This is a genomic window from Saccharothrix saharensis (assembly GCF_006716745.1).
GTDB lineage: Bacteria > Actinomycetota > Actinomycetes > Mycobacteriales > Pseudonocardiaceae > Actinosynnema > Actinosynnema saharense.
This window is the reverse complement of sequence record NZ_VFPP01000001.1, coordinates 7,907,838-7,925,183: the sequence shown is the minus strand read 5'-3', so window position 1 is coordinate 7,925,183 and position 17,346 is coordinate 7,907,838. Positions and strand designations below refer to the sequence as shown.

16 protein-coding genes are annotated in these 17,346 nt (G+C 73.7%); 3 read left to right on the top strand and 13 right to left on the bottom strand.

The genetic code is table 11. The annotated features are described in order from the left end of the window. The first annotated feature begins 11 nt into the window (after positions 1-11). On the top strand, positions 12-3,110 hold the full coding sequence (locus FHX81_RS36170) for an ATP-binding protein (protein WP_141982975.1): 3,099 nt from the start codon (positions 12-14) through the stop codon (positions 3,108-3,110). A gap of 100 nt (positions 3,111-3,210) precedes the next feature. Here the strand turns inward: FHX81_RS36170 and FHX81_RS36165 are convergent, their stop codons facing one another. The 12 genes from FHX81_RS36165 to FHX81_RS36110 all read right to left on the bottom strand — a co-directional run bounded on the left by FHX81_RS36165 (position 3,211) and on the right by FHX81_RS36110 (position 11,847). Next, entirely contained in the window at positions 3,211-3,909 is a 699-nt protein-coding gene (locus FHX81_RS36165) for a 2-hydroxychromene-2-carboxylate isomerase (protein WP_141982974.1), read from the bottom strand. Position 3,910: 1 nt separating this feature from the next. Continuing rightward, positions 3,911-4,645 (bottom strand): 3-oxoacyl-[acyl-carrier-protein] reductase, encoded by a 735-nt coding sequence (gene fabG / locus FHX81_RS36160; protein ID WP_141982973.1) that lies wholly within the window; start codon positions 4,643-4,645, stop codon positions 3,911-3,913. Then, entirely contained in the window at positions 4,642-5,094 is a 453-nt protein-coding gene (locus tag FHX81_RS36155) for a 3-hydroxyacyl-ACP dehydratase FabZ family protein (protein ID WP_141982972.1), read from the bottom strand. Before FHX81_RS36155 ends, fabG begins: the two co-directional genes overlap by 4 nt. Then, on the bottom strand, positions 5,091-5,375 hold the full coding sequence (locus tag FHX81_RS36150) for an ApeI family dehydratase (RefSeq protein WP_141982971.1): 285 nt from the start codon (positions 5,373-5,375) through the stop codon (positions 5,091-5,093). The genes FHX81_RS36155 and FHX81_RS36150 overlap by 4 nt, the downstream gene beginning before the upstream one ends. Then, on the bottom strand, positions 5,372-6,406 hold the full coding sequence (locus FHX81_RS36145) for a beta-ketoacyl synthase N-terminal-like domain-containing protein (RefSeq protein WP_211363657.1): 1,035 nt from the start codon (positions 6,404-6,406) through the stop codon (positions 5,372-5,374). Before FHX81_RS36145 ends, FHX81_RS36150 begins: the two co-directional genes overlap by 4 nt. Further along, complete coding sequence (locus FHX81_RS36140) at positions 6,403-7,365, bottom strand: thioesterase family protein (RefSeq protein WP_141982970.1); 963 nt, start codon at positions 7,363-7,365, stop codon at positions 6,403-6,405. Before FHX81_RS36140 ends, FHX81_RS36145 begins: the two co-directional genes overlap by 4 nt. Continuing rightward, positions 7,362-8,066 carry an alpha/beta fold hydrolase gene (locus tag FHX81_RS36135; RefSeq protein WP_141982969.1) on the bottom strand — a complete coding sequence of 235 codons (705 nt, stop codon included), beginning with the start codon at positions 8,064-8,066 and terminating at the stop codon, positions 7,362-7,364. The genes FHX81_RS36140 and FHX81_RS36135 overlap by 4 nt, the downstream gene beginning before the upstream one ends. Further along, entirely contained in the window at positions 8,066-9,298 is a 1,233-nt protein-coding gene (locus tag FHX81_RS36130; protein ID WP_141982968.1) for a beta-ketoacyl-[acyl-carrier-protein] synthase family protein, read from the bottom strand. Before FHX81_RS36130 ends, FHX81_RS36135 begins: the two co-directional genes overlap by 1 nt. Before the next feature lie 47 nt (positions 9,299-9,345). Beyond that, on the bottom strand, positions 9,346-9,609 hold the full coding sequence (locus FHX81_RS36125) for an acyl carrier protein (protein WP_053716681.1): 264 nt from the start codon (positions 9,607-9,609) through the stop codon (positions 9,346-9,348). A 101-nt stretch (positions 9,610-9,710) separates the two neighbouring features. Continuing rightward, entirely contained in the window at positions 9,711-10,475 is a 765-nt protein-coding gene (locus FHX81_RS36120; protein WP_141982967.1) for an AfsR/SARP family transcriptional regulator, read from the bottom strand. Between the two features lie 8 nt (positions 10,476-10,483). After that, complete coding sequence (locus FHX81_RS36115) at positions 10,484-11,191, bottom strand: AfsR/SARP family transcriptional regulator (RefSeq protein WP_246108140.1); 708 nt, start codon at positions 11,189-11,191, stop codon at positions 10,484-10,486. Between the two features lie 299 nt (positions 11,192-11,490). Next, positions 11,491-11,847: an Lsr2 dimerization domain-containing protein gene (locus tag FHX81_RS36110; RefSeq protein WP_211363656.1), complete on the bottom strand. Its 357-nt coding sequence runs from the start codon at positions 11,845-11,847 to the stop codon at positions 11,491-11,493. Positions 11,848-12,364: 517 nt separating this feature from the next. Between FHX81_RS36110 and FHX81_RS36105 the strand changes: the two genes are divergently transcribed. After that, positions 12,365-14,050: a DEAD/DEAH box helicase gene (locus FHX81_RS36105; RefSeq protein ID WP_141982964.1), complete on the top strand. Its 1,686-nt coding sequence runs from the start codon at positions 12,365-12,367 to the stop codon at positions 14,048-14,050. 561 nt (positions 14,051-14,611) lie between these two features. Here the strand turns inward: FHX81_RS36105 and FHX81_RS36095 are convergent. After that, positions 14,612-15,892, bottom strand: a complete 1,281-nt coding sequence (locus tag FHX81_RS36095) for a carboxylesterase family protein (RefSeq protein ID WP_141982963.1) — start codon at positions 15,890-15,892, stop codon at positions 14,612-14,614. A gap of 19 nt (positions 15,893-15,911) precedes the next feature. Here FHX81_RS36095 and FHX81_RS36090 point away from each other — a divergent pair, with 19 nt between their 5' ends. Further along, positions 15,912-17,342, top strand: a complete 1,431-nt coding sequence (locus FHX81_RS36090) for a pyridoxal phosphate-dependent decarboxylase family protein (protein WP_141982962.1) — start codon at positions 15,912-15,914, stop codon at positions 17,340-17,342. Positions 17,343-17,346: the final 4 nt, after the last annotated feature.

The window sequence follows — 17,346 nt, the reverse complement described above, 5'->3', positions numbered from 1 at the left end:
GGAGGGCGGACATGGTCGAGGCGGAACCCCACGACGAGCACCTGAGACGGCAGCTGCGCACCTTGCAACGCGTGGTCGGCGCGCCCTCGGACGGGGTGCTGGCCCGGCGCAGCGGTGTCTCCGCCGCCACGTTCTCCGAGGTGATGTCGGGCAAACGGCGGCCGCGGGCCGAGTTCGTGGCCAAGGTCGTCAACGGGTGCGTGGTGACCGCGCGCGCCGGCGGACACGCGCCACTGGACGTGCGGCGCGTCCTGCACGCGCTGCGCCTGCCCGGCCACACGGCCGCCGACGCGGGCATCCTGGACCGCGACGACGACCTGGCCCGTTGCTCGGCCGTGCTGGACGCGGTCCGGGCGCGGGAAGGCGCCACCGTCGTGGTCGAAGGGCCCGCCGGGATCGGCAAGTCCGAGCTCGTCGCCCGGGTGTGCGCGGAAGCCGCCGTGCGCGGTGTCGTGCCGCTCGCGGCCCGGGGCAGCCAGCGGGACCAGACGATGGCGTTCGGCGCGGTCCGGTCCTTGCTGACGCGCTGGGTCACCGGTCGCACCGACCGCGAGCGGCAGGCCCTGTTCGCGGGCGCGGCGGAGTTCGCGCGCGTGCCGCTCGGCGTGCCGCGGGCCGGTCGGCGCGGCCCCGACTCGATGATCGGCCTGACCGAGGCGCTGTACTGGCTCCTCGTGAACGCGACCTCCCTCGTGGGCGGTGGCCGTGCGGAGGAAGGGCTGTTGCTGGCGGTCGACGACGCGCACTGGCTCGACGACGAGTCGTTGGCGTGGCTGGACTTCCTCGGCGGGCGGCTCACCGGGCTGCCGGTCGTGGTGCTGCTGGCGCACCGGCCCCACGAACGGCACGCGGCGACGTTGGCCCGCATCGCGTTGCGCGCCACGGAGGTCGTGCGCCCGCGCGCGCTCGGGTCCGACGCCGTGCGCGCGCTCATCGACCGCGCCCTGCCCTCCCCCGGCGCCGCGGACGAGCGGTTCTGCGCGGCGTTCCTCGACCGCAGCGGCGGCAACCCGTTCTACCTGCGACGGATGCTGGACGTCGCCCGGGAACGCGGCCTGAGTCCCACCGCGTCCCACGCCGAGGAGGTCGGCACGCTCACACCGCACCACGTCGTGCTGCACCTCAACGAACGCCTCGACGGGCTCGGCCCCGACGCCCGCCGGTTGGCGCAGGCCATCGCGGTGCTCGGCCCGGGCGGCTCGCTCGACCACGCCGCCCGGCTCGCCTCGCTGACCCCCGACGCGGCGAAGCGCGAGTACGACCGGCTGTGCCGCGCGGCGATCCTCACGCCCGGTCCGACCGTCGACTTCCAACACCCGATCATCCGCAGCGCGGTGTACGACGCCGTGGACCCGTCACGGCGCAGCGACGCCCACCTCGCCGCCGCCCGGCTCCTGCACGACCTGGGCGCCGCGCCCGACCTGATCGCCGCGCACCTGCTCGACGTGCACGCCGCCGGCGACCCGTGGGTGGTCGACCGGATGAGCGCGGCGGCCGAGGCCGCGTGGGCGTCCGGGCTGTCCGCGACGGCCGCGCGGTACCTCAGGCGCGCGGTCGAGGAGCCGCCGCCGCCGCGACTGCGGGCGCGCCTGCGGCTGCGCCACGGCCAGGCGTTGGCCCTGGGGCAGGTCGCGGCGGCGTTGCCCGAGCTGCACGCCGCCTACGAGCTGGCCACCGACGACGCCTCGCGCGTGGAAGCCGCCGTGGCGCTGGCCAAGACCCACGGCTACGCCCACCAGCTCGGTCGGGGCGTGCGCCTGCTCGACACCGCGATCGACCGCTGCGCGGAGGAGGGCCCGAGGCAGCGGGCGTTGGCCGAGCAGCTGCTGTGGGCCGCGTGGTGGGCCGACGACCCGCTGCGGGCCGACCGGATGCGCCTGCTCGACCGGATCGCGCCGCCGTTGAGCGGCGGGACCTACGTGGAGCGGCTGCTGATCACGCTGCACGCGTGGAGCCTCGTGCTGCGCGGCCGGCCGCGGACCGAGAGCCTCGCCGCGATCCGCCGCGTCACCGCGAGCGGCGTGGTGTTCGCCGACGTGGACAAGGGCATGGAGGTCGCCACCATCACCGCGTTCACGCTCCAGTACTCCGGTGAGCCGGCCGTCGCGCGGGAGTTGTTCGACCGGGCCGTCGAGGAGTTCGAGCGCGACGGCTGGCGCGGCGCGCACCTCGCCTTCGCCCACGCCAACCGGGGCCGGTCCGCGCTGGAGTGCGGCCGGGTGACCGACGCCGTGGCCGACGCCGGGATCGCCCTGCGCCTGGCGCGCCGCAGCGGTGCCGGGACACCCGCGGAGTGGTTCGCCACCGGCACCCTGGTCGAGGCGCTCCTGGCCCGCGGCGACGTCGCGCGGGCCGGCGTGGTGGGGCGGCGCGGCGACTACCTCGACGGCAGGCCGGACGCCGTGATCCTGCCCGAACCGGGGATCGCGATCGGCGCGCTGCTCCGGGCCGAGGGCCACCACGGCCGGGCGGTCGGCGTGCTGCGCGACGTGGGCCGCCGCCTGGACGCCGCGCCCGTGACCAACCCGGCGGTGTTCCCGTGGCGCGGTGAGCTGGCCCTGGCCCTGCGCCCCTCCGCGCCGGCCGAGGCGCGGGAGGTCGCCGACACCGCACGCCAGCAGGCCGACCGGTCGGGCGACCCCGTCGCGCGGGGGCAGGCGTTGCGCGTCCTGGCGGCCGTGACCGACGATCCCGAGCCCCTGGTGGAATCGGTCCGCCTGCTGTGCGACGGACCGAACCGCGGGCACTACCTGCGATCCCTGGCCGACCTGGGTCGGGCCCGGCTCCGCTCGGGGCACACCGCCGACGCCCGCCGCACGCTGACCGAAGCCCTCTCGCTGGCGGACGAGTGCGGCGCGCTCGCCCTGCGCGAGGTCATCGCGCGCCACCTGGCGGCCACCGGCGTCACGCCCGCCGCCCCACCGCGCGGCAACGCCCTCCCGCCGCACCTGGCCCGGGTGGCCCGGTTGACCGCCGACGGCCGTTCGGAGGCCGAGATCGCCCACGGCATGGTGCTCACCCTGGACGAGGTGCGGACCCTCGTGCGCGAGGCGCACACCAGACTGGCCACCACCACCCGCGCCGAACTCCGCAGCGCCCTCCCCCGCTGACCCGCGTGTCGAACCCTCAGGTCCCGAGAGTCGAACCCTCAGGTCCCGAGAGTCCTACGCTCAGGACCCCCGAATTCAACGCTCGGGACACCTCACGAGATCACCCGCAGCCGCCCGCGTGCCCCTCGTCGGACGAACGCCCCACCCCCACCGCACTCGACGACGCGGGCAGCGCCGCCGCCGGCGTGAGCTTCGACCGCACGTGCGCCACGAAGTCCGGCAACCGGTCCACGCCCCAGAACCGGGTGAACCGGTGCACGAAGAACGGCACGCCGAACGCACCGTCCTCGCACACGTCCATGAGCAGCTCCACGCCCCGCGCCCGCAGCTCCGGGTCGTCGCTCGCCCCCGCGACCTCGGCCGGGTTCAGCCCCAGCTCCGCCGCGATCTGCCCGACCGTCTCCCGGGAGCAGATGTCCCGCCCCTGCTCCCACCGCGCCCGGTACGCCGCCGCGACGTACTCCCGGCCCAGACCGGAGCCCGACGCCACCAGGTACCCCAGGTGCGGGATCTCCCAGACCGGCTCGCGGTCCACCGGCCACTCCAGCGCCAACCCGCGCGCCGCCGCCAACCGGGCCACGTCCTGCAGGATGTAGAAGTGCTTCGCGCGCGACATCGCCGCGTACGGGAACTGCTCGCCGCGTTCCGCCAACGCCCGCTCGTTGCGCGGGTCGGGCTCCCAGAACGGCGCCCACTCGACCGCGTCCGCCACGTCCGGGTACAGCCCGAGCAGGTCGTGGTGGGCCAACCACGAGTACGGGCTGCGCAGCGAGAAGTAGAACCGGGGTCCGCGCGCCACCTCAGATCACCAGCCCGCCGTCGACCCCGAACACCTGGCCCGTCACGTAGGAAGCCCGGTCCGACGCCAGGAACGACACCAGGTCGGCCACCTCCTCCGGCCGGCCGAACCGCCCCAGCGGGATCTGCGCCGCCATGCGGGCCGCGAAGTCGGGGCCGAGCCCCGAGACCATGTCGGTCTCGATGAACCCCGGCGCCACCGCGTTGACCCGGATGCCGTACTTGCCGACCTCCTTGGCCAACGCCTTGCTGAACCCGATGATCCCGGCCTTGGACGCCGAGTAGTTCGTCTGCGCCGCGTTGCCGTACACCCCGGCCACCGACGACAGCGTCACGACCGAGCCCGCCTTGCGCTTCATCATCGCGAACACCGCGGCCTTGGCCACGTGGAACGTGCCGTCGAGGTTGACCCGCAGCACCCGCTGCCAGTCGTCGGACTTCAGCAGCACCAACGGGTTGTCGCGCACGATCCCCGCGCACGACACCACGGCGTGCAGCGGCCCGAGCGCGCGCTCGGCGTCCTTGACGAACCGGTCCACCTCGGCCTTCTCCGCCACGTCCACCTGCGCGGTGAACACGGCCGCGCCGGCCGCGACGGCCTCCTTCTCCACCACCTCGGCGGCGTCGCGGTTCGACTGGTAGCAGAACGCCACGTCGAACCCGTCCCGCGCGAGCCGGGTCACCACCCGGTGCCCGATGCCCCGCGACCCGCCGGTCACCAGCGCCACGCGCCTCATGCCAGTTCCTCCGCCCTGCGCCGTGCCATCGTGAACGAGCCGATCTCCAGCACCTTGCGCCCGGCGACCAGGCTGTGGCCCGCGAGGATCGCCGCGTCGGACACCTCCCGGACCAGCCGGACGTGGTGCTCCACCACGTCACCGGGCACCACGTCGCCGTGCACGACGACGTCGCGGATGCCGCTGATCAGCTCGACCTTGTCGGCCAGCACGTCCGGGTTCGGGTTCTCCCACCGGGTCAGCAGCACCGCGGACTGCGCCCACGACTCCATCAGCAGGCCCAGCGGGTACGCGTCGGCGGCGTCGGGGTCCGCGTAGCACGGCTCACGGCCGCTGACCGCCTTCAGCGTCACGATGCCGCTCCCGGGTTCCACCTCGGACACCCGGTCCACCAGCAGCACCGGGAACCGGTGCGGGATGATCCGCCGGATGCCCGCGAGGCCGGTCACGACGCCACCAGCCGCAGCTTGAACTCCGCCACCGCGCCCGCGCCGGTGGACACCTTCGCCGCGCACCGCACGTGGTCCTCCTCCGGGGTCAGGTCCGCCTCGACGGTCACCGTGTCGCCGGGGAACACCGGCCGCAGGAACTTCGCCCGGTCCAGCCCGACGACCCGGTGCCCGGGCAGCGTCGCCAGCACGTGGTCGAGCACGAACAGCCCCGGCATGATCGGGAAGCCCGGGTAGTGCCCGGCGAACACGGGGTCCGCCGGGTCCGCGTGGAACGTCATGGCAGGTCCAGCACGACGCAGCCGACCGTGCCGTCACGCTCGACGCCGGTCACCAGGGCGACGCCGGACCGGCCGGACGCGACCGCCGCCGCGAGCTGGAAGCTCGCCACCGCCGCCGACGTGTCCCCCACCAGCGGCACGCACCGCAGCCACTCGGGCGTGCGGCCCAACGCCTCCGCCACGGCCTGCTCCTCGGCACCGTCGGTGGACACGAACACCACGTCCGTCGGGTCCACGCCGGCCTCCGCGACCGCGGTCCGCACGCACTCGCGCAACGCCTCCGCCGCGCCGTCGGGCTCGAAGAACCCGCGGAACCGGGTCGTCACGACGCGGGCCAGCACCGGCCGTCCGGCCCGGGTCGACTCGCGTTCCAGCAGGACCACCGCGCCGCCCTCGCCGAGCGGGCCGGCCGCGCCCTCGCTGCCGCGCCACTCCAGCCACGCGCGCTGCTCGGAGTACTCCTCCGCCGCGCCGACCAGCACCCGGTCCGCGTGGCCGCCGCGCAGCAGCCGTGCCGCGTAGCTCAACGCCAGCAGCCCGGTCAGCGCGCCGCCCGCGATGGTGGTGTTGGGACCCTTGATCTTGTGCCAGATGGCGCTCTGCCCCGCCGCGCGGTTCATCACCGTGTTGGGGAACAGCGCCGGGTCGACGTGGTAGGGCTTCTCGCCGGTCAACCCGTCGCGGGTGAAGTCCATGATGGACTGCACGCTGCCGGAGCCCGTGCCCAGCACGACGCCGACCCGGTCGGGCTGGTCCAGCAACGCCGGTCCGCACTCCTCCAGCAGCCGGCCGACGGTGCTGACGGCCAGCGCCGTGACGCGGTCCATGGTGCGGGTGCCCTTCTTGCCCAGCGCGCCCGCCGCGCTGAAGTCCGGCACCAGCGCCGCCTGCTCGAACGGGCCGCCGGGGGCGGGGGCGAGCGCCGGGACGCCCGCCCGCACGCCACCGGCGAACGCCTCCGCGCCCATCCCGAACGGCGACACCGCCGACCACGCCGAGATGACCAGCGTGTCCACCAGGGAGGCGGTCACGAGGCACCACGCCCGCTCAGCGACCCCGCCTTGCCGGTGATGGCGCCGATGAGGCGGTCGTCGAAGTCGACCAGGCTCCAGTCCTTGCGGTTCTCGATCACGGCCCAGCCGTGCGTGATGCGGCCCGTCGCGGTCGGCACCAGCTCGCCGTCGCGCAGCACGTAGCAGTCCATCCGGGCGGTGAAGGTGTACCGCTTGAAGACCTCCTCCACGGTGAACACCGTGTAGAGCGTCTCCTCCATGTTCGCCTCGCCCAGGAACGTGATGCGGGACTTCGGCACGACCGGGATCCAGTTCTGCTCGTCCAGCAGCGTCTTGATCGACGCGCCGCGGTCCTCCACGAACAGGTCGAGGATCTCCTCCATCTGGCGGAGGTAGCCCGACATCTGCACGCGCTCGGTGAAGTGGCAGTAGAAGTAGGGGATCCGCCAGGCCCACGCGAAGGCGTTCCTGCCGGCCGTGAGCACGTCCAGCGGATCGGCGTCGCCGACCGCGATCGGCTCCAGGGCACCGACCTTGTCCAGCACGGCCGCGCCGGGCGTGCCGATCTCCTCGACCACGTGCGGCCGCAGCTCGGTCGGCACGGGCTCGGCGTCGAAGCCGTGCGGGTCGAGCCGGAACGACACCGCCACCTTCGACTTGACCGCCTTCACCGTCTTGCCGTCCCGTTCCACGGTCAGCTCCACGACGAGCCGCAACGGCCCCTCGCCGTCCACCCGCTTCACCGTGGCCCGCGCGAGGTCGTCGATGTGGAACGCGGTGAGGATCTTGGTGTCCAGGTCGGTGATGTCGGTGCACAGCCCGAACCGCTCGTAGAGCGCGCCCGCCGGGAACCCGCTCTGCCGCAGGTGGTCCAGCACCGCTTCCTCGACCATGTAGTTGACGTGCTTGAAGCCGATCCAGGTGCAGATGTTCGAGCCCTCGTAGCGGGGCCGCAGCGAGACGGTCGTGGTGGTCACGTCAGCTCCAGGTGTTCGTCGAAGAAGTCGCGGACCAGGGCCGCGAGGCGGTCGGGCTGTTCGATCATCGGGAAGTGGCCGCACCCGTCCAGCAGCTCGAACCGGCCGCGGGGCAGGCCCTTGGCCAGGGCGCGGCCGTCGTCGGGTCGGGCGGCGATGTCGTCCACGCCGCTCACCACGAGCACCGGCGCGTCGACCCGGGACAGGTCCAGGAACGGGGTGCGCAGGTAGGTCTGGAACCACCGGGTCCAGCCGTACGGGCCGACCTGGTCGCGCAGCGCCCGGGCCAGCCACTGCCGCTTGGCCTCGGGGAAGCGGGCGGTCTCGCCGACGCGCAGCGCCTCGGTGAACGTGCGGTGGAAGTCGTTGAGGTAGTAGGAGATCGTGGGCCAGTCGAAGTCGGCGGGTTCGGGCCGGTAGAACGGGCACACCAGCACCGTGGGCCGGGGCGGCACGCGGCCGTCGGCGTAGCACTCCAGCAGCAGGTTCGCGCCGAGCGAGTGCGCCACCACGACGTCGTGCCGGTCCGACACGACGTCCACCACGATGCGGGCGGGGTCGGGCTCGTGGCTCCACGCCGGGTCGGCCATCCCGTGCCACGGCAGTTCCGGCGCGGTGGCGGCGAAGCGGGGCGGCAGGTCCAGCGCGTCCCAGACCGCCGCCTTGCCCGCCAGGCCGTGCAGGAACAGGACCTCCACCATCACACCGCGTCCCGGTACCGGCCCAGGATCAGCACGGAGTTGTTGCCCGCGAACGCCAGCGCGTTGTTCTGCACCACGTCCAGCGCGGCGGGCCGCGCCCGGTTGGGCACGCAGTCCAGCCCCACCTCGGGGTCGGTCTCGGTGTGGTTGATGGTGGGCGGGATGAAGCCCTCGGTGATGGCCAGCGCGCACGCGGCGGACGCCAGCGCCGACGCCGCGCCCATCGAGTGGCCGAGCATCGACTTGATCGACACGGTGGGCGGCGGCACGTCGAACACCTGCCGGATCGCGCCGGACTCGGTGACGTCGTTGGCCTTGGTGCCGGTGCCGTGCGCGGAGATGAAGTCGACGTCCTCGGGCTTGACGCCCGCGTTGCGGTGCGCCAGCTCGATGCACCGGGCCAGGCTGTCCCGGTCCGGCGCGACGGGGTGGTTGGCGTCGCAGTTGAGGCCGTAGCCGAGCACCTCGGCGTAGATGCGGGCGCCGCGGGCCAGCGCGGACTCCAGCGACTCCAGCACCAGGATGCCGCCGCCCTCGCCGGTGAGGATGCCCTTGCGGTCCTTGTCGAACGGCGCGCACACCTCGGGCGCGATCGTGCCCAGGCGGTAGAACCCGGTGAACGTCTTGCGGCACACCGCGTCCGCGCCGCCGACCAGCGCGACCTCCACCTCGCCCTCGCGGATGGCGTCGAAGCCGTTGCCGATGGCGTAGTTGCCCGCGGCGCACGCGGTGGGGATGGTCACCGCCTCCACGTCGGTCAGCGCCAGCTCGCGCACGATGCTGGACGACAGCCGGCCCGCCGTGGAGCGGCGCGCCACGACCGGGTCCCACGACCCGGGGCCGTGCTCGATCTGCTGCGCCACGAGGTTGTCCAGGTCGCGGGACTCGGCGTCGGTCGTGCCGACGGACACCAACGACCGCTTGCCGCGCAGCTCGTCCAGCGTGAGGCCCGCGTCGGCGACGGCCATCCGCGCCGCGGCGGCGGAGAACTGCCCGGCCCGGCCGAGTTCGCCGGGGTCCACCCGCTCCAGCCACGCGGCCGGGTCGAAGTCGGTGACCTCGGCGCCGTTGGCGTGGCTGAAGCCGGTGGTGTCGAACGAGGTGATGGGCTTGATCCCGCTGCGGCCCTCGCGCAGGCCCGCCAGGAACCCGGTGACGCCGATGCCGATGCTGGTGACCACGCCCAGACCCGTGATCACCACCCGGCGCGGCTGCCGCCCTCCGTCGTGCATCGTGTCCTCCAAGTCCGGTGCCGGACCGCTCGCGGGTGGCGAACCGGTTACTTGGCGGCCTGTGCTTCGGCGACGACCGCGATGACGCCCTCGAGGTTGACCATCCGGGTCAGCTCGGCCTGGTCGATCTCCACGCCGAACGTGCGCTCCAACGCGGACAGGATCTCGATGGCACCGAGCGAGTCGGCGTCGTGGTCCTCCTTGAAAAGGCTCGTGTCGGTCATCTCCTCGGCGTCGATCTCGAGGATTTCCGACACGATCTCCTTGATCTTCGCCTTGCCGTCCGCGTCGATCTGCACCGAGCTGGTCACTGCGCACCTCCGGGAACACGGGTTTCTGCCTACCGGTTCCCAGAATGCTTTTCGGGGCTATATCCGGCCTATGCGGCGGGCTATACGGCCTCCCGCCCGCGCTACACCGCGACGCGGCGCGGGGAGGCCAGCACGGGGTCCGCGGTGAGGATCGCCAGGTGCACCTCGCGCAGCAGCGAGCCGGGGTCGATGCCCAGCTCGTCGGCGAGCATGCGGCGGCCCTCCTCGTACAGCACGAGCGCGTCGGCCTGCCGGTCGCAGCGGTAGAACGTGGTCATGAGCTGGGCGCGGAACCGTTCCTGCAACGGGTGCTGGTGCACGAGCCTGGTCAGCTCGGGCAGCAGTTGGGCGTGCCGGCCCAGCGCCAGGTCGGCCTCGATGCGGCTCTCCAGCGCGGCGATCCGCGCCTCCTCCAGCCGCGGCGCCTCGGCGTCCGCCAGGTGCTCCGACACCCCCGTCAACGCCGAGCCGCGCCACTGCCGCAACGCCGAGCGCAGCAGCCGCGCCGCCTCCTCGTACTGGCCCGCGGCGAGCGCCGACTGGCCCCGCGCCGCGTCCTGCTCGAACTCGCGCAAGTCGAACGCGCACTCGGTGAGCCGCAATTCGTAGCCACGCGAGCGGCGGGTGATGCCGACCTCCCGGCGCAGCGTTTTGCGCAATCGCGAGACGTAGGTGTAGATCTGCGCGTTGAACGTGGCGGGCGGGTGGTCGCCCCACAGGAAATCGCTCATCTGGGTGTCGGAGACCGCGCCGTTGTCGGCGAGGAGCAGCGCGGTGAGCACGGTGCGCGGTTTCGACCCGTCCAGCGGCACCTCCTGCCCGTCGTAGAGCACTTCGACCGGCCCCAAGACCCGGAACTCCAGCACTTCGCCTCCTACAGCAGTACCTGGTCGTGGACGAGGATCGCCTGGTAGAGCCGTCGCATCGCGCGGCCGGGCTCCAACCCGAGCTCGCTCGCCAGGCGCCTGCGCGTGTGGTGGAAGACGTCCAGCGCCTCCGTCTGCCTGCCGTTGCGGTACAGCGCCACCATCAGCTGCTCGCTGAACCGCTCCCGCTCCGGGTACTCGGCCGCGAGCTGCTTGAGCTCGGACACGACGCCGCGGTCCTCGCCGTTGGCGAGCTTGGCGGCGATGAGGTCCTCGCGGGCGCTGAGCCTGCGCTCGTCGAGCCGGGCGGCCTCGATGCGGAACCGCAGGCCGTCGCTCACGTCGAACAGCGCCGGGCCGTGCCACAGCCGCAGCGCCCGTTCCAGCAGGTCGATCGCCTCGCCGGGCCGGTGCGGCACGAGGGCGGAACCGCGGTCGGCCAGGTCGCGGAACAGGTGCGCGTCGACCGCTCCGCCGGGCAGGTCGAGGACGTAGCCGCTGCTCACCGTGCGGACCAGGCAGTCGCCCGGCACGTCGGCGAACTGCTCCAGCAGTTTGCGCAGCCGCACCACATTCGCCTGGAGCGCGTTGCGGGCGTTTCCCATCTGTTTACCCGCCCACAATTCCTCGACCAGTTGGTCGAACGGAACGGGGGTGCCCGGCGAAAGCGCCAGCAGCGCGAGCAGGGTGCGCACCTGACGAGCGGCGACACCCATCCGACGATCCTCACGTGCGAGGGCGACAGCACCGAGAATCTGCACCTGCATGGTCACGACCCCCAGTCTCTAGACGACGCAGAGCGCGCTGTAGCCGGCCGCCGAACCCGAAATCTCCCGACTAAAGCGTTTGACATGTTGCCCAGCCCGCCTCGATGGGGGGAAATATCATTTGGACCACCGGGAACGTGCCGTCGCGGTATGCCGCCGATCGGGCCAGCCCCGGACTCCGCCTGCTGTTACCGTCTTCATCGAACTTGGGCCCGTCGGCGGTGACGGCTACGGCGCGTCACCGCCGCCTAGTGCTTCGGGTGGTCGAGGATCACACGCGCGCCGTCGGACCGCCGGCGGGGCGGGTGCGCCCGGTCGTAGGCGTCCAGCACGATCGCGGACAGCCGGCCGCGGTCGGAGATCCGGTAGCCGTGCTCGCGCGCCCACCGCCGCACGATCCGCGCCAAGTGCGCGTCGACGCTGCGTACCGGCACCGGAGCGGTGCCGGGGACCCGTCGCGCGGCGCGCACGAACCGGTCGAGGGCGGCCCGCAGCCGGGCCGCGTTGGCCGCGCCGAGGCGGATCTCGAACCACACGCCGTCGAGGCCGAAGGACACCGCCCGGACGTCGTGCCCGGTGTGCCCGTCCAAGTCGTCCACCGCCACGCGTACCACTCCCCCAGGCCGGACACTCACGCTCGGTGTCGATCCCGCGGCACGCTACCGGGGAGTTGACCTTGGTGGGGACGCGGATCGCGAAGTATAGGAGAGGTATAGCGGACGGCCCCAGTGTTGACTTCGGGTGAATCCCCGGTTCCGTTCGCCGTCCACCCGGTCCGCCGGGGTCCGCCGACCGGTCGCGGCGCACTCCCGGACCGCCGGCTTGAAAATAGTTCACGTCGCCGGATGGGCGTGATTTCCGATTTGTCCGCCACGAGCCGGACCGCCGTGACACCGTCGGTCAACCGTGTATCAACCACTGCGGAAGCCCGGACGACGGCACTGAAGCGACACAGCGTTACCGCGAAACGCCGGCGTGGGCTGCACACTTTTTCGCCACTCCGGCCGCCGAATGCGCCCGGCCGCGACCCACCGGTTCCGCACCGCCGGACCGCGCCCCGCCACGGGCGCGGCCGACCCCCCTCACCGAGCGGTTCAGGGGCGATCAGCGAGACTTGACGGTATGAACGACGAGCCCGACGACCGGACCAGCTTCGCCGACCTCGGGTTGCGCCCCGAACTGCTCCGGGCGCTGTCCGGCCTCGGCTACGAGGAGCCCACCCCCATCCAGCGGGAAGCCATCCCGCCGCTGACCGCGGGCCGTGACCTGCTCGGACAGGCCGCGACCGGCACCGGCAAGACGGCGGCGTTCGCGCTGCCCGTGCTGGAGCGCATGGCGGGCGGCGAGCGCGGCCAACGGGCCCCGTTCGCGCTGGTGCTGGTGCCGACGCGGGAACTGGCGGTGCAGGTCTCCGAAGCGGTGCACCGCTACGGGCGGGAGCTGGGCGCGCGGGTGCTGCCGATCTACGGCGGCCAGCCCATCGGACGGCAGCTGCGCGTGCTGGAGCAGGGCGTGGACGTCGTCGTGGCCACGCCGGGCCGCGCGGTCGACCACCTCAACCGGGGCACGTTGAAGCTGGAGCACCTGGAAGTCGTCGTGCTGGACGAGGCCGACGAGATGCTGGACATGGGCTTCGCCGAGGACCTGGACACGATCCTGGCCGAGACGCCCGCCGAGCGGCAGACCGTGCTGTTCTCCGCGACCATGCCCGGCCGCATCGACCGGCTGGCCCGGCAGCACCTGTCCGACCCGGTGCGCATCACGATCGGCCGCGAGCAGGCCGAGCCGGGCGAGGCGCCGCGCGTGCGGCAGAGCGCGTACGTCGTGCCGCGCGCGCACAAGCCCGCCGCGCTGGGCCGGGTGCTGGACGTCGAGGCGCCGACCGCGGCGATCGTGTTCTGCCGCACCCGCGACGAGGTCGACCAGCTCACCGAGACGTTGAACGGGCGCGGTTACCGGGCCGAGTCGCTGCACGGCGGCATCAGCCAGGAGCAGCGCGACCGGGTGATGGCGCGGCTGCGCAACGGCACGGCCGACCTGCTGGTGGCCACCGACGTGGCGGCCCGCGGCCTGGACATCGAGCAGCTCACGCACGTGGTGAACTACAACGTGCCGTCCGCGCCGGAGTCCTACGTGCACCGCATCGGCCGGATCGGGCGCGCGGGCCGCGAGGGCGTGGCGATCACCCTGGCCGAGCCGCGCGAGCACGGCATGCTCAAGACCATCGAGCGCGTCACCAAGCAGCGCATCCACATGGAGAAGGTCCCCACGATCGCGGACCTGCGGGCGCGCCGGCTGGAGCTGACCCGCGCCGCGCTGCACGAGAGCCTGCTGGAGGACGACCTGGAGAGCTTCCGGGTCGTGGTGGAGACGCTGACCGACCAGTTCGACGTCATGGAGGTGGCGCTGGCGGCGGTCAAGCTCGCGCACGAGGCCACCGGCGCGGCGGCGGACGAGGAGGAGATCCCCGAGTACGTGCCGCGGTCGGGCGCCGGAGGGGAGCGCCGGGGCCGCGAGGGCGGCGACCGCGGTGCGCCGCGCCGCCCGCGCCGCCCGTCCGCGGGCATGACCAGGCTGTTCGTCGGCGCGGGCCGCAGCTCGGGCATCCGGCCGCAGGACCTGGTCGGCGCGATCGCGGGCGAGGCGCGGCTCAACGGCCGCGACATCGGCGCGATCGAGATCGCCGACCGGTTCTCGCTGGTGGAGGTGCCGGACTCGGCGGCGCAGCAGGTCATCGCGTCGCTGCGGGGCGCGACCATCAAGGGGCGCAAGGTCACGGTGCGGCGGGAGCGCGACGACCCGCGCTGACCACGATCCGGGGACAGGCCTCCGGCGGTTCGTCCGTTCGCCTACGAACCGGAATGGTTCGTAGGCGAACTGCAGATCGCTGGGGAGCGTGCTCGGGACGGGTCGTGTGGTCGTGGTGGGCGGCGGGTGCGGCGGCGCCGCCGTCTGCCGCACGGCCGCGGCATGAGCACGCGCAACAACCGCCCCTGCTGCCGGGTCAGGCCGGACTCGCGGGCCGGGTCGGCGCAGACGGCGTCCGCCGGGAACGTGGCGCGCACCCGCGCGGTGACGATGCCCACCCGTTCACCCACAGCCTTCGCCACGCGCGCCGCGATACTCGTTCGTACCGCGAACCACTCACCGGAAGCGACTCGCCCGATGACCCGCGGGGTTCCACCGGGTCGAGGCGCCGCACCCGGCCCGCACGCCCGCGCCGCCGGTGTGGACCGGCTCGGTGGGGCCGAAGTCGTCGGCGGTCACCGCCAGGCTCGCCGTTCGTGTACGTCCCGGTACGCGAGCCGCTGACCGACGCCGCGCTCGGGACGTGGGCGCACGAGATGGTGCCCGCGGTGCGTGAAGCGGTCAGCCGACGGGCTGCACGGGGTGGTCGACGGGCGCGGAGAGGTCCACGCCGCGCCACGGCTCGCGCCGGGTCTCCACCTCGTCGCCCCAGTACCGCACGCCGGTCCAGCCCGGGTCGCCGGTGGTGCAGAAGTCCACCCAGGCCCGGAGCATCCGGCGGGACAGCGCGCGCTCGTCGTCACCGGCCGCCCCGCCGATCAAGAAGTCGGCGCCCTCGAGATTGCCGAACGAGAACGGCACGTCCGCGGTGTGCCAGGCGGGCGGCCGGGTGAACCGCGCCAGGAACGCCCGGCCGTGCGCCTCGGCGATCCGGGTGGTGGGCTCGGCGAACACGAAGTCGCCCGCGAGCCGCACGGCGGCGTCCCCGAAGTGCTCGTACGCGGCCACGACGTGGTCCGGGACGCCCCACTCGCGGCCGAACCCGCGCAGGTCGGCGGGCGGCCGGAACGTGCCCACCGCGTCGAACAGCGCGTACTCGACGTCCGTGTGGCACAGCAGGGCGTCGACCTCGGGGGCCACCGGCGGCAGCGCGTCGGCGACCGGCCCGAACAGCACGGGATCGTGGCTCAACGGCCCGGTGCGCTGCGCGGCGGCGAGCGCGTCGGCCGACGCCACCGCCGACTCGGGCGTCGCGGTGTCGATCCACTCCGCGACCCGTCGGGCGAACCCCGGCGTGTAGCACCGGTTCGGCACGCTGTGCGCGATGACCCGCCGCACCGGCTCCCACGCCGCCAGGAACAACGCCGACCCGGCGCCGGCCGACTGACCGCCGACGGTGATGGTGCCGGGATCACCGCCGAACACCGCGATGTTGTCCCGCACCCAGCGCAGCGCGGCCCGCTGGTCGAGCAACCCCCGGTTGTCCGGGTGGCCGGCCACGTGCCCGAACCCCTCGAACCCGAGCCGGTAGTTGCACGTCACCACGACCAGCCCGGCGCGGGCCAGGGCGGTCCCGTCGTAGTCGGGCTGCGCCGAGGAGCCGAAGGTGTAGGCGCCGCCGTGGACGTAGAACAGCACCGGCCACGGACCGTCCGAAGTGGACGGCGTCCACACGTTGAGGCTCAGCACGTCCTCGTCGCCGGGCCGCCACACGGGCGCGCCGGGCAGCCGCGCCGACTGCGGCGCGATCGGGCCGAACTCCCGGCAGTCACCCGCGAAGTCGGTCGGCACGGGTGCGGCGAACCGCCGCGCGCCGAACGGCGGCTCCGCGTACCGGATGCCGAGGAAGGCGTCCACCCCGGCGTCCACCGCCCGGCCCTGGAACTGTCCACGTCGTGTCATCTGCGCCTACCCTGCCATGATGGGTGATCCGCTGAACGCGCGCGAGGACGCCGCCGAGGCGTTGGGGATGGTGGCGCGGGCCGCCGGGCCGTACCTCGACGCGCTGCCGCACCTGCCGGTGCGCGACGCCACGCACGCCCACCTGGTCGACGACCTGGACGGGCCGCTGCCCGACACCGGTGACGGGACCATCGCCGCCGTCGCGGACCTGCTGCGGATCGGGACGCGGGCCGCGACGCACTCGTCCGGGCCCCGGTTCTTCCACTTCGTGGTCGGCGGCGCGACCCCGGCCGCGCAGGCGGCGGACTGGGTGACGTCGTTGCTGGACCAGGCCACCGGCCTGTGGCTGACCTCCCCGCTGGCCGCGCGGGCCGAGACGGTGGTGCTGCGGTGGTTGAAGGAGCTGCTCGGGCTGCCCGCCTCGCACGGCGGGGTGCTGACGCCGAGCGCGACGGCGGCGAACCTGACCGGGCTGGCGTGCGCGCGGCACTGGTGGGCAGGCCGGCACGGGGTGGACGTGGCCGCGGCCGGCCTGGCCGGGCTGCCGCCCATGCCGGTGTTCTCCAGCGGTTACGTGCACCCGAGCAGCCGCAAGGCGCTGCAACTGCTGGGGTTGGGCCGGGACGTCGTGCGGGCGCTGAGCCGTGACGACGCGGGCCGGCTGGACGTCGACGCGCTCGACCGCGAGCTGGCCTCGTCGGGGCCGGCCGTGCTGATCGGCAACGCGGGCGAGGTCAACGGCGGCGACTTCGACCCCTTGGACGAGCTGGCGGACCTGGCCGAGCGCCACGGGGCGTGGCTGCACGTGGACGGCGCGTTCGGCCTGTTCGCCGCCGTGTCCCCGCGCACCGCCGGGCTGGTGCGGGGCGTGGAGCGGGCCGACTCGGTGGCCGCGGACGCCCACAAGTGGCTCAACGTGCCGTACGACAGCGGCATGGCCTTCGTGCGGGACCCGGCGGCCCTCGAAGGCGCCTTCGGCGGCTGGCACACCGCCTACCTGCCCGACCCGGACGACGAGCTCGTCAACTACAACACGCGGGGCCCGGAATCCTCCCGCCGCGCCCGCGCGTTCCCCCTCTGGGCCACCCTGCGCGCCTACGGCCGCGCCGGCCACCGCGCCATGGTCGAACGCCACCAGGACCTGGCCCTGCGCCTGGGCCGCCGCATCGAGGAGTCCCCCGACCTGGAACTGCTGGCCCCGATCACCGTCTTCATCGTCTGCTTCCGCTACCGCCCACCGGGCGTGCCCGAATCCGAGCTGGACGACCTCAACCGCGAGCTGGGCGAGGCGCTGATCGACGACGGCCGGGTCTACGCGGGCACCACGGTCTACCGGGGCAAGGTCGCACTGCGCCCGGCGATCGTCAACTGGCGCACCACGGAGGAGGACGTCGACCTGCTGGCCTCCGTCGTCCGCGAGCTGGGTGGCCGCCTGCTCACGACCGACTGATCAC